The sequence below is a fragment of the Amycolatopsis samaneae genome (assembly GCF_039541975.1).
In the GTDB taxonomy this organism is placed as follows: domain Bacteria; phylum Actinomycetota; class Actinomycetes; order Mycobacteriales; family Pseudonocardiaceae; genus Amycolatopsis; species Amycolatopsis samaneae.
Genome location: NZ_BAABHG010000017.1, coordinates 145,885 through 158,090 on the forward strand (window position 1 = coordinate 145,885; position 12,206 = coordinate 158,090).

The 12,206-nt window shown below is 69.4% G+C and carries 7 protein-coding genes, 2 tRNA genes and 1 pseudogene; 6 read left to right on the forward strand and 4 right to left on the reverse strand.

Annotated elements, in window-relative coordinates:
• Window positions 1–164: 164 nt before the first annotated feature.
• Window positions 165–635 carry a recombinase family protein gene (locus ABD987_RS36245; protein WP_345405025.1) on the forward strand — a complete coding sequence of 157 codons (471 nt, stop codon included), beginning with the start codon at window positions 165–167 and terminating at the stop codon, window positions 633–635.
• Window positions 636–663: 28 nt separating this feature from the next.
• A pseudogene (locus ABD987_RS36250) lies at window positions 664–1,761 on the forward strand (recombinase family protein); the annotation flags it as partial.
• Here the strand turns inward: ABD987_RS36250 and ABD987_RS36255 are convergent.
• Both ABD987_RS36255 and ABD987_RS36260 read right to left on the reverse strand, forming a co-directional pair.
• Window positions 1,651–1,986 (reverse strand): hypothetical protein, encoded by a 336-nt coding sequence (locus tag ABD987_RS36255; RefSeq protein ID WP_345405028.1) that lies wholly within the window; start codon window positions 1,984–1,986, stop codon window positions 1,651–1,653. The pseudogene ABD987_RS36250 and the gene ABD987_RS36255 overlap by 111 nt on opposite strands.
• 517 nt (window positions 1,987–2,503) lie before the next feature.
• Window positions 2,504–2,580: transfer RNA gene (locus ABD987_RS36260), tRNA-Pro, on the reverse strand.
• 89 nt (window positions 2,581–2,669) lie between these two features.
• Between ABD987_RS36260 and ABD987_RS36265 the strand changes: the two genes are divergently transcribed.
• Window positions 2,670–2,743: transfer RNA gene (locus tag ABD987_RS36265), tRNA-Gly, on the forward strand.
• Here ABD987_RS36265 and ABD987_RS36270 read toward each other — a convergent pair.
• A complete protein-coding gene (locus tag ABD987_RS36270) occupies window positions 2,695–7,425 on the reverse strand; it encodes a HAMP domain-containing protein (protein WP_345405202.1) in 4,731 nt (1,576 codons plus the stop codon). The two genes, ABD987_RS36265 and ABD987_RS36270, sit on opposite strands and share 49 nt — an antisense overlap.
• Before the next feature lie 127 nt (window positions 7,426–7,552).
• Between ABD987_RS36270 and ABD987_RS36275 the strand changes: the two genes are divergently transcribed.
• Together ABD987_RS36275 and ABD987_RS36280 are read left to right on the forward strand one after the other, a co-directional pair.
• Window positions 7,553–9,109, forward strand: a complete 1,557-nt coding sequence (locus ABD987_RS36275) for a SpoIIE family protein phosphatase (protein WP_345405031.1) — start codon at window positions 7,553–7,555, stop codon at window positions 9,107–9,109.
• A 243-nt stretch (window positions 9,110–9,352) separates the two neighbouring features.
• Window positions 9,353–9,529 carry a hypothetical protein gene (locus ABD987_RS36280; protein WP_345405034.1) on the forward strand — a complete coding sequence of 59 codons (177 nt, stop codon included), beginning with the start codon at window positions 9,353–9,355 and terminating at the stop codon, window positions 9,527–9,529.
• A gap of 21 nt (window positions 9,530–9,550) precedes the next feature.
• On the opposite strand, the gene ABD987_RS36285 is transcribed toward ABD987_RS36280, so the two are convergent.
• Window positions 9,551–10,819, reverse strand: a complete 1,269-nt coding sequence (locus ABD987_RS36285) for a serine/threonine-protein kinase (protein WP_345405037.1) — start codon at window positions 10,817–10,819, stop codon at window positions 9,551–9,553.
• 197 nt (window positions 10,820–11,016) lie between these two features.
• Between ABD987_RS36285 and ABD987_RS36290 the strand changes: the two genes are divergently transcribed.
• Entirely contained in the window at window positions 11,017–12,156 is a 1,140-nt protein-coding gene (locus tag ABD987_RS36290; RefSeq protein ID WP_345405040.1) for a sialidase family protein, read from the forward strand.
• The last annotated feature ends 50 nt before the right edge of the window (window positions 12,157–12,206 follow it).

The following is a 12,206-nucleotide window of genomic DNA, read 5'->3' on the forward strand; positions in this document are numbered from 1 at the left end:
GCTAGGCCGCTACCCGCCACTCCACCGACAAAACCAAGAAATTGACTCACGGTACCGCCAAGAAATAAGGACAGGATGGCCTGTCTTGGCACTGTCAGAAAAGGCTGAGAAAATGAATACGTAACGTAATTTATGGCTCCGTAGAGCCAAAAGGAGGATTTCGTATGACGGGAGAAGTCTACCCAAAAACAGCCGTGAGGTATTTGCGTACAGCATGCCATGACAATGGCGAGTCACGGGCGATTACCGCCCAGCGTCACGCCTGCCAGCGGCGTGCGGATGAACTCGGGCTTGAGGTGGTTCGCGAATACGTGGATTACGGCTCGGGCCTCAAAGCTGACCGACCCGGCCTGATCAAGCTGCTGGCCGACCTCAAAGCAGCGCCACCGAATTACGTGATCTGCTTCGACCACGCCTGTCTGGCGCAAGACGTGAATTTGCTGGCTCGGATCTGCTGGACGATTCGCACCAGCGGTGCCCGGCTGGAGCTGGCTGGGTTGCCCCACCAGGAGCCTGGCGCCTTGAGTGAAACAGCGCTTGGTCAGGTGGGTGAACGGCAAGTGGCTAGTTTTGCCGCGCTCGAAGTGATGCTGTGCGATCCGGCAGAGGACGACGCAAATCAGGCCGAAGCATAACAACCCATCAACCGAAAGGAGGTAACTCATGCGAAACCACGACGAACACCAGACCGAACTTAGTCAGAGGCCGTTGGCCCTTGACGCGGTACAAAGCGTCCGACAACTCCAGCAGCGAGGTAGTACCGGTAAGCCGAACCGAGCGGGCGAGATCGGGTTCGCGTATCTCAGGGTAAGCACCCGCGAACAAGCCCGGAGCGGCGGCGGTGCGGAGGGCTACTCCATCCCGGCTCAGCGCGAGGCTTGTTATGCGCGGGCCAGGCAAATGAGCGTCATGATCCAAGAGGAGTACGTGGACGCGGGGGAGTCGGCCCGATCTGCCAACAACCGTGATGAGCTGCAACAGATGCTCAAGGCCATTAAAGAAGTTCGACCAGACTACGTATTCGTGCACAAGATCGACCGGCTGGCCCGGAACCGCGAAGATGACATTGCCATTAACTTGTTGCTGCGCAAGCACGGGGTCAGGCTCATCTCCTGCACCGAGAACATCGACGACACGCCCAGCGGCAAGCTGTTGCATAGCCTCATGGCCGGAATCTCACAGTTCTACTCAGATAACCTCGCTCAGGAAGTCCTCAAAGGACTCGTACGCAAGGCCATGGAAGGAGGCACCCCGTTCCGGGCGCCCCTTGGCTACGTCAACTGCCGCGAGAGCCGTGACGGCATCGAGCGGTCTTGGGTAGAGCTGGACTACGAACGAGCCGAGATCATCCGCTGGTGCTTCAACCAGTACGCCACCGGTGAGTGGAGTGGCATTGACCTCACCCTGGCCGCTCAAGCCAAGGGCCTCACCAGTCGGCCGACACGTAACCGTCCAGCCCAACCTATTGGCCTGACCGGCATGTACCACATCCTGCAAAACCCGTACTACATGGGTGTGGTCAGCTACCAAGGGATTCACTACGAGGGCAAGCATCCCATCCTCGTAGAGCCGGATGTCTGGCTCGACGTCCAGCACATTCTGGCCGCTCACAACCACACTGGCGAGAAAGACCGTGTCCACAACCACTACTTACGCTCCACCATCTACTGCTCCGAGTGTGGTGGCCGCAAGGTCTACTCCCGCAACACCGGCAACGGCGGCACGTATGAGTACTTCATCTGTGTGCGGCGTAAAACCAAGACCAACAACTGCCAGCGTCGAGCTGTGCGGGTCGAGAAGGTCGAGGCAGGCATTGCCGCCTTCTACAGCGGGTTTCGGGTGCCACAGCGCTACGCCGAGCAGCTTCGAGCTGCCGTCCGCGAGGAGTTGGCCAGCCAGCGAGCCGAAGCCAGTCGTAGCCTTGAGCGCGCCCGCCGCGGTAAGCAACGCGTCGAAGACGAGCGGCAGAAGCTTCTCCAGGCCCACTACGCCGATGCTGTACCTAAAGACCTTCTCGCCTCGGAGATGAAGCGGCTGACACGGGAGCTGGCCTCAGCCGACGCGGAGATGGCGGCAGCTAAAGCGACGAATGCGGACGTTGAAGCTGTCCTGGCGGGAGCCCTCGAGGCGGCCAGCCACTGTGAGCAGGCCTACCTGACGGCTCCGGACACCATCCGGCGGCAGATTAACCAGGGGTTCTTCACCAAGCTGTTCATTGGCGAAGACGGCAACGTGGAGTCAGCTGAGCTGACTGAGCCGTTCGCGGCGATCTTGGCGGACACGAGCTTGGTCTACGCGCGGGTGACGCCGTCCGAAGCGGCCATTCCCGCGCCCCGGCTGGCCGGTGACACGACGGACGAATCCGATGTGACCAACCACACCGGCCGCCACACCCACCCGTCTGGCGATCTCCTGACGTTTGGCGAGACGATTACGGCCAGTGTACACACAACCACGTCCGGTGAGCTTGCGCTTCCCGGACGTGGTGTGAAAGACGACCATATGGTCGGGATGACAGGATTTGAACCTGCGACCCTTCGCTCCCAAAGCGAATGCGCTACCAAGCTGCGCCACATCCCGGCCGACCCGCCGGTCTCCCGGGGGGTGTGCACACAGCCTAGCGCCTCACGCTAAGCTGGTTGCGCACCCGGGGGTCACTCCGGGAGCACGCGGGTGTAGCTCAATGGTAGAGCCCTAGTCTTCCAAACTAGCTACGCGGGTTCGATTCCCGTCACCCGCTCCACCGGCCGGCGTCGTGTCCTGGTCGTCGGGGTTGCGATCCCGGCTGGACGCGGCGTCGGCTTCCAGTTTCGCGGCGATCAGGTCCAGCAGTTTCGTGGTGTCCACCGGTTTGGTGACGTAGTCGTCGGCGCCGTAGGCGAGGGTGCGGGCGCGGTCCTCGGCGGTGGCCTTGGCGGTGACGGCGATGACCGGCAGGTCGGCGTGGGCGGCTTCGGCGCGGATGGCGGCGATGGTGGCGTTGCCGTCGAGTTCGGGCATCATCACGTCCATCAGCACGAGTGCGGTGTCCTCGTGCCGTTCCAGTGCGCGGATGCCCGCGACGCCGGTGTCCGCGTAGATGACCTCCAGCCCGGCCTGTTCGAGCACCGCGGCGAGGGCGAAGACGTTGCGCAGGTCGTCGTCGACGATGAGGATTTTCTCGCCCTGGAAGCGTTTCGGGGTCGTCGCGGGGGTGGCGACGACGACGGTGCTGGGCAGCTCGGGCAGCCGGGGGCCTTCGGCGGGTGTGGCGGCGGGGGCCACCAGGTTCGCGGCGCCGACGGGCAGGTACAGCGTGAAGGTGCTGCCCTGGCCGGGGACGCTGCGGACCCCGAGTTCGCCGTCGAGCAGGTCGGTGAGCTGCTGGCTGATGGACAGGCCGAGCCCGCTGCCGCCGTAGCGGCGGCTGGTGGTGCCGTCGGCCTGGCGGAAGGCGTCGAAGATGATCGCCAGCTTCTCCTCGACGATGCCGATGCCGGTGTCCTCCACGGCGAAGGCGATGATGCCCGGCGCGGCGCGCAGGCTCTCCTCGGTCACCTCCTCCGGGCCGGCCATCCGGATGTGCAGCCGGACGCTGCCCTCGTCGGTGAACTTCGTCGCGTTGGACAGCAGGTTCCGCAGGATCTGCTGGAGCCGCTGCTCGTCGGTGTGGAGGCTGCCGGGCACCGGCGGGTCGATGAGCACCGCGAATTCGAGGCCCTTGTCGGCGGTGAGCGGGCGGCACAGGGACTCGACGTAGTCCACCAGCTCCGGCAGCGTGACGTCGGACATCTGCAGGTCGAGTTTGCCCGCTTCGACCTTGGCCATGTCGAGGATGTCGTTGATCAGCTGCTGCAGATCGCTGCCCGCGGCGTAGATGGTCTTCGCGAACTGGATCTGCTTGTCGGTCAGGTTCCCTTCGGGGTTCTCCGACAGCAGCTTCGCGAGGATCAGCGCGCTGTTGAGCGGCGTGCGCAGCTCGTGCGACATGTTCGCCATGAACTCGTTCTTGTACTGCGACGCGGTGGTGAGCTGCCCGGCCCGTTCCTCCAGCTCCTGGCGGGCCTGTTCGATCTCGCTGTTCTTGACCTCGATGTCGCGGTTCTGCTGGGCCAGCAGCGCCGCCTTCTCCGCCAGTTCGGTGTTCGACCGGCGCAGTTCTCCCTGCTGGGCCTGCAACTGCTCGGACCGGGCCCGCAGTTCCTGCGCCAGGCGCTGGGATTCGGTCAGCAGCGCCTCGGTCCGCGAGTTCGACAGGATGGTGTTCACGTTGACGCCGATGGTGTGCCGCAGCTGTTCCAGCAGATCCTGGTGGACGCCGCTGAACGCGTTGACCGACGCCAGTTCGAGCACGCCGAGCACCTCGCCCTGGAACAGCACCGGCAGCACGATGACGTTCACCGGCGCCGACGCCCCGAGCCCGGACGAGACCAGCGCGTACTCCGGCGGGGCCGTGCGCACGAGGATCGTCCGCCGGTCGACGGCGGCCTGTCCGATGAGTGATTCGCCGAGCGCGAACCGCAGCCCGGCCCGCGACTGCGCGAGCCCGTAGGCGGCGATGCACTCGAACACGGTGCCGTCCGGTTCGCCCTCGCGCGCCAGGAAGAACGCGCCCTGCTGGGCACTCACCAGCGGGGCCAGCTCGGACAGGATCAGCGCGGACACCGAGGCCAGGTCGCGGTGGCCCTGCATGCGCCCGGACAGCCGCGCGAGGTTGGTCTTGAGCCAGTCCTGCTCGCGGTTGGTCCGGGTGGTCTCCTCCAGGTTCGCGATCATCTGGTTGATGTTGTCCTTGAGGTCGGCCACCTCCCCGGACGCGTCGACGGTGATGTGCCGGGTCAGGTCGCCCGCGGTCACCGCGGTCGCCACCCCGGCGATCGCGCGCACCTGGGTGGTCAGGTTCCCGGCGAGCTGGTTGACGCTCTCGGTGAGCCGCTGCCACGTGCCCGACACGCCGTCGACCTCGGCCTGGCCGCCGAGTTTTCCTTCGGTGCCAACCTCTTTCGCGACCCGGGTGACCTCGGAGGCGAACGCGGAGAGCTGGTCGACCATCGTGTTCATCGTGGTCTTGAGTTCGAGGATCTCACCGCGCGCGTCGACGTCGATCTTCTTGGTCAGGTCGCCGTTGGCCACCGCGGTGGTCACCATCGAGATGTTGCGCACCTGGCTGGTCAGGTTGTGCGCCATGAAGTTGACCTTCTCGGTCAGGTCCTTCCACGTCCCCGCGACGTAGGGCACGCGTGCCTGGCCGCCGAGGATGCCTTCGGTGCCGACCTCGCGGGCGACGCGGGTGACCTCGTCGGCGAACGCGCGCAGCGTCTCGACCATGCCGTTGATCGTCTCGGCGAGCGCGGCGACCTCGCCCTGCGCGTCGATGGAGATCTTCTTGCCGAGGTCGCCGTTGGCCACCGCGGCCGCCACGGTGGCGATGTTCCGCACCTGGTCGGTCAGGTTGTCGGCCATCACGTTGACGTTGTCGGTGAGGTCCTTCCACGTCCCGGCGACGCCGCGGACGGTGGCCTGGCCGCCGAGTTTTCCTTCGGTGCCGACTTCGCGGGCGACGCGGGTGACCTCGTCGGCGAACGCGGAGAGCTGGTCCACCATGATGTTGACGGTGTTCTTGAGCTCCAGGATCTCGCCGCGGGCGTCGACGGTGATCTTCTGGGTCAGGTCGCCCTTCGCCACCGCGGTGGTCACCTGCGAGATGTTGCGCACCTGGTCGGTCAGGTTGTTGGCCATGAAGTTGACCTTCTCGGTGAGGTCCTTCCACGTCCCCGCGACGCCGGGAACCTGGGCCTGTCCGCCGAGTTTTCCTTCGGTGCCGACCTCGCGCGCGACGCGGGTGACCTCGTCGCCGAACGCCGAGAGCTGGTCCACCATGGTGTTGAGGGTGTTCTTGAGTTCGAGGATCTCGCCCTTGGCGTCGACCGCGATCTTCTGCGACAGGTCACCGCGCGCCACCGCGGTCGCCACCTGCGCGATGTTGCGCACCTGCGCGGTGAGGTTGTTGGCCATGAAGTTCACCGAGCCGGTCAGGTCCCGCCAGGTGCCCGCGACGCCGGGAACCGTGGCCTGACCGCCCAGGATGCCGTCCGTGCCGACCTCGCGGGCGACGCGGGTGACCTCGTCGGCGAACGCGGAGAGCTGGTCGACCATCGTGTTCATGGTCGTCTTGAGTTCGAGGATCTCGCCCCGCGCGTCGACCGCGATCTTCTGGGTCAGGTCGCCCTTCGCCACCGCGGTGGTCACCTGGGCGATGTTGCGGACCTGTGCGGTGAGGTTGTCCGCCATCTGGTTCACCGAGTCGGTCAGGCTGCGCCAGGTCCCGGCCGCGCCCGGCACCTCCGCCTGGCCGCCGAGGCGCCCGTCGCTGCCGACCTCGCGGGCGACACGGGTGACCTCGTCGGCGAACGCGGAAAGCTGGTCCACCATGGTGTTCAAGGTGTTCTTCAGCTGCAGTATCTCGCCGCGCGCGTCGACGTCGATCTTCTTCGAGAGGTCACCGGTCGCGACCGCGGTCGCCACCTGGGAGATGCCACGGACCTGCGCGGTGAGGTTGTCCGCCATCAGGTTGACCGAGTCGGTCAGGTCGCGCCAGGTCCCGGCGACTCCCGGCACCTTGGCCTGGCCGCCGAGCCGTCCCTCGCTGCCGACCTCGCGCGAGACCCGCGTCACCTCGTCGGCGAAGGCGGAGAGCTGATCCACCATCGTGTTGATGGTGTTCTTGAGTTCGAGGATCTCGCCGCGCGCGTCGACGTTGATCTTCTGGGTCAGGTCGCCACGCGCGACCGCGGTCGTGACTTGTGCGATGTTCCGCACTTGCTGGGTCAGGTTGTCGGCCATGAAGTTGACCGAGTCGGTGAGATCACGCCACGTCCCGGACATCCCCGGCACCTCGGCCTGCCCGCCCAGCCTGCCCTCGCCGGCGATCTCGCGGGAGACGCGGATCACTTCGGCGGCGAAGCGGGACAGCTGCGCGAGCAGCCGGTTGACCGTCTTGGCCAGCTCGGCGTACTCGCCCCGCAGCGGACGGCCGTCGAGCTGGAGCGCCATCGGCTGGGACAGATCGCCCTCGGCGACCGCGCCGAGCACCCTGGTCATCTCGAACGCCGGCCTGCTCAGATCCTCTATCAGGCCGTTGACGACGTCGGCCGCGGTGCCCCAGCCACCCGGCCCGACCTCCGCCTCCAGCCGAGCGGTGAGCCTGCCCTCCTGGCCGACCGCGGTCCGCACCCGGAGCAGTTCGGTGACGAGTTGCTGATTGCGTTCGGCGACGACGTTGAACGCGGCGGCGAGCTGCGCCGCGAGCCCGTCGCCGTGGGCGACCAGGCGGCGACGGAAATTACCCTCCCCGAGATCCCGCACCGCCGCGAGGAGGCGCTCGAGCGCCGCCACATCACCGCTGGTCACACCGGCGATCTCCGGGCGCTGGGAATCCGTTGTCATCGATGCCGACCCTCTCCACCACGCACACGCAAGCCACGGTCGTCGAACCAGCGTGCCACGATTCGCCCTACACTTCGACCCAGTCCACCCGCTCACGCTGTGCGATCCGGAAGCAGGAGGTGCGTGCATGGTGTCACGGCCCGCTCCGGCTTCGGCGGCGTTCCCTCCGGGAATCGCCGAAGGCGGGCTGCCCGCCGAGGGCGCCTTCTGGCGTGCCCTGCTCGAGGACGTGCGTGACGCGGTCTTCCTTCAGGACGGCGCGGGCGCGCTGCGCTGGACGAACCCGGCCGCGCGCGAGCTCGCCGGGGACGGCAAGGAGCCCGTGCTCGTGGCGCGGACGGAGACGACGGGACACGTCGACTGCCGGGGACAGCGCTGCCCGGCCCGGATCAAGGCGCTGCCGGACGGCTGGCGCGTGTGGACGGTGGCCGCCGAGGGCACGGGCCCGCGCCGGGTGGAGGATTTCCTCGCCGAGGCGGCCCCCCGGCTCGCGGCGGCGCGGGGACGGCACGGCACGGCGCGGGTGATCGCCGAACTCGCCGCGTCCGCGCTCGGCGAGAGCGTGTTCGTGCTGCTGCCCACGACCCGGGGCCGCTGGGAGTGGTGGAGCTGTGACCGGCTCGCCAACCACGGGCACGGCCGGATCCGGCGGGTGCCGGTGGAACTCGCGCCAGTGCTGGCGGAAACCTTCGGCGCGGTCGGGGATCCGGAGGCCGTCCCGGTGCCCTCGGCCGAGGTGGAGACCCTGCCGCCGATCGTCGCGGACCGGCTCGCCGGGCACGTCGACGTGTCGGTCGTCTCACTCGGTCCGTCCGCGACCGCCGGGGTGACCGGCGCGGTCCTGCTCGGCAGGCGCGCGGATCCGGTGTTCGGCGGCGGTCAGCGCCGGGCGATCGCCGAGTTCGCGCGGGCGGCGGGGACGGCACTGGCCAACGCCCAGCGCTACGCCCGCCAGGAAGAGGCCACCCGCGGGCTGGAGACGACCCTGCGCCCGCAGGAGCCACCCGAGTTCGACCGGGCCCGGTTCGAGGTCTGGTACCAGCCCTCCGGTGGCGTGCTCGGTGTCGGCGGCGACTTCTACGACGTGCTCGCCCAGGACGACGGCAGCGCGTTCCTCGTGCTGGGCGACATCTGCGGCAAGGGCGCCGAGGCGGCGGCGCTGACCGGGCGCGTGCGCCAGTCGCTCGCCGCGCTGCAACTGGTCGAGCACGACGGGCGGACGTTGCTGCGGCTGCTCAACGAGCTCCTCATCACCGGCGCCAGCAACCGCTTCGCCACGCTCGTGCTGGGCTCGATGACCCCGACCGAAGACGGGCTGACGCTCACTCTGGCCTCCGGCGGCCACCCCGCGCCGCTCGTGCTGCGCCGGGACGGCGTCGTCGAGGAGATCAGCGTGCCCGGCACCCTGGTCGGGATCTCGCCGCAGGCGCAGTTCGCCGAGGCGGTCACGGATCTGGCCGGTGGCGACATCTGCCTGCTCTACACCGACGGCATCACCGAGGCCCGCAACCGCGACGACCCGTCGAAGCTGTTCGGGGAACAGCGGCTGCGCGCGGTCCTCGCCGACTGCGCGGGGCAGCCCGCGGCCGAGGTCATGGCGCGGCTGCGGCAGGCGGTGCTGGACTGGCTCGGCAGCTCCGGCCACGACGACATCGCGGTGCTCGCCGTCGAGTGTGTCGCCTGAGCGAAGCAGAGACCTCGTGCGATGCCGTCGGCTTTCTCGGGGGCCGGGTGTGCTGAAGGACGCTTTCAGTGCGTTGGGCGCGCTGAAGGACGCCTTCAGTGCATCGAGCGCACCGATGGCGTCCTTCAGCACCGTCGCGCCTCCGTCCGAAAAGGACACGCTCGGGTAATCCGGTGGCGCGCCGGGCCGCGCCGGGGGACCCTGGAGGGGTAACCGGATACTCGTCGCGAGGGAGGTGACGGGATGACCGCGCACTCCAGGCGCTACGGCCGCTGGTGCCGTGAGCACTTCGGCGAGCCGTCGCGCCCCGATCGGCCGTGCCCCGGCGAGCAGGGCGTGCCCGCGCCCGCCGAGGACGAGGGTGAGGGCGAGGGAGCCGGGCGATCCGGCGAGGGCGAGCGACCCGCCCGGGAGTCCTGATCGGACGTCCCTTGTGGACGGTTACCGGCCCGGCCCGCCGTTCCCGTTGCCATTCCCGTTCCCGGCGCCGTGCCCGTTTCCCCGCCCGTTGCCGTTTCCGCGTCCGTTCCCGTTGTCTCCCTGGGACTTTCCCGGCGGGACGAAGGACGTCGCCGGGGACGCCGGTACGGTCGCCGCCACCTGGCTGGTGACGGTGACCGCCGGTGGCGCGGGCGCGGTCTCGGTGACCGGCACGGTCGCCGGCGCCTGGCTCGGCGTCACGGTGACCGTCGGCGCTGGGCCCTGCGTCGTGGGCATGCCCGACATCGCGGGCGGCGGGGGCGCGCCGGGACGGTCGGCCGGGGTCGTCGGCGAACCGGGCAGGCTCACCAGCGTCGCGAGCGCCAGCGCCGCCGGCGCGGTGACCGCGAGCAGGCGGAGGTACCGGCGCCGCGGCGGGTCGAGGTCGCGGCCCTCCCGCAGCGCGAGCGCGACGTCCTCGGCGGTCGGCCGTTCGTCCGGGTGCGGGGCGGTCATCGCGCGCAGGGTGCCCGTCAGCGGCCTGGACAGACCGTCCGGGATCCGCGGCCGCCGGTGCAGGCGGGCGATCGCGGCCTCGGCCGGGGTGCCGGGGTACTCCCGGGTGCCGGTCAGGCATTCGAGCAGCACGAGGCCGAGCGCGTAGACGTCGGCGGCGGATCCCGGCGCCTCGCCCCGCACCTGTTCCGGGGCGAGGTAGGCGGCGGTGCCGACCATCGCGCCGGGCTCGGTGACGCGGGTGGCGTCGATGAGCCGGGCGACCCCGAAGTCGGCGATCAGCGGGCGGTCGTCGGCGAGCAGGATGTTGGCGGGCTTGAGATCGCGATGGGTGACCCCGTGCGCGTGGACGTGCGCGAGCGCGTCGGCGAGGTCCGCGCCGAGCCGGGGCACCGCCGAGGGCGGCAGCGGCCCGCGCTGGAGCCGTTCCGCGAGGTTGGGCCCGTCGACGAAGCGCATGGCGAGGTACGCGCGCCCGTCGCAGACACCGGCGTCGTAGAGGCTGACCAGCCCGGGGTGCCGCAGCGCGCTGAGCGCCCGCACCTCCTGGCTGCGGCGGTAGCTGCTGACCGCGACGGTGCCGGGGTGGAAGAGCTTGACCGCGACGGTCCGGTCGAGCAGCCGGTCGTGGGCGCGGAACACCTTCGCGGTGGCGCCCTCGCCGAGCTGCCTGCCGAGTTCGTAGCGCTCGGCGAACAGCGCGGGCGTCGGCGTGAACGCGCCGAGGTCGAACTTGGCCACTGTGCTGGCCGCATCCTCGTCCGCAGCGGCCATCGGCGGCCACCTCCCGTCTCGCCGGGTGTGCGGGATCTGCCCCCGTCCCGAGGCGGTGAAACTACCGCTTCTCCCGGCGAAGGTCTCGCCCGCTGTCCCTTTTCGCCGGAATTCACCGACGGCGCACCGCTGCGGCTGGGCCACCACCGGCGCGGCGCGGCCCGACACGCCGCGGAAAAGGGCGACACGCGGAACCGGTGCAACCCCGGCGCGACCGGCACGTCCTGGTCACCATGACGTGCAACCGCGCCGTGTCCGTGGTGTTCGCCCTCCTCGTCCTTTCCGCACTCTTCGCACCGATGCCGCCCGCGAGCGCGGAGCCCGCCGTCCCGGAAGGATTCGCGCCCGCGTCGGCGAGCTGGGCCGACGCCGACGACGGCTACGTCCTCGGCTACGCGCCCTGCGCGGGCTCGCGGTGGTGCCCGGTCCTGCTGGGCACCACCGACGGCGGAACGCGCTGGCAACGCCTCGGCGCGCCGTCGCTTTCCTTGCCGGACAACCACAATCACGTCCAGCTGAGCTACTTCGGCGCGGGACGCGCGTACGTCTCCGACGGGAACCGCCTCGAAGCCACCCGCGACGGCGGCCGGACCTGGTCCGCCGTCACGCTCGCCGACACCGGGAACGCGTTCTACCTCGGCAGGATCGCCGAAACACACGGGCGGACGTTCGCGCTGCTCAGCACCTACGGCGAGACCGGCAGCACCCGGCTGTACTCGGGTGTCGCGGGGACGCCGCTGCTCGCGCCGGTGCCGGGTTTCGTGGCGACCGGCGGTCTCACCTACGGCGATCTCGCGGTCGGCGGGGGCCTGCAGGTCGTCCTCGGCGCGGACTATGGCGTCGAGCGGTACTGGACGGCGGCTGACGGCGAGCACCTGACCCCGGCCCCGGCGCCCTGTCCCGCCGGGAGCACGGCCGCGCTGGGCGGCGTACGCGAGGGGCGTGTCGTCGCGTTGTGCAGCGGGAGTGCCGGATCGCCGCGGCCGGGTTCGATGACGCGCGGTGTCCGGCACGCCCCGGGGCTGGGCGGTGAGTTCACCGGAACGGCCCAGGGCCCCGCGCAGGGCATCCATCAGGGTTTCGGCGCCGCGACGGCGAATTCGGTGACGGTCGCCGCGGTCGGCGGCGGCGCCGATTTCCTGCACGGCACCGACGACGGCGGCGCGACCTGGCACACCACGGTGCTCGGGGACCACGGCGCCGGGCTCGCGGATCTGGATTTTCCCGGCACGGACACCGGAATCGTCGTCGCGGGCGCGCCGGACGACCCGAACGGATCGGCGGTCTTCCGGACGACGGACGGTGGCCGGAGCTGGCACGAGCTCACGATCGGGTGACATGAAGGGAATTCGCGCGGAGCGCGAATTCCGCACCAGGTCGTTCACCC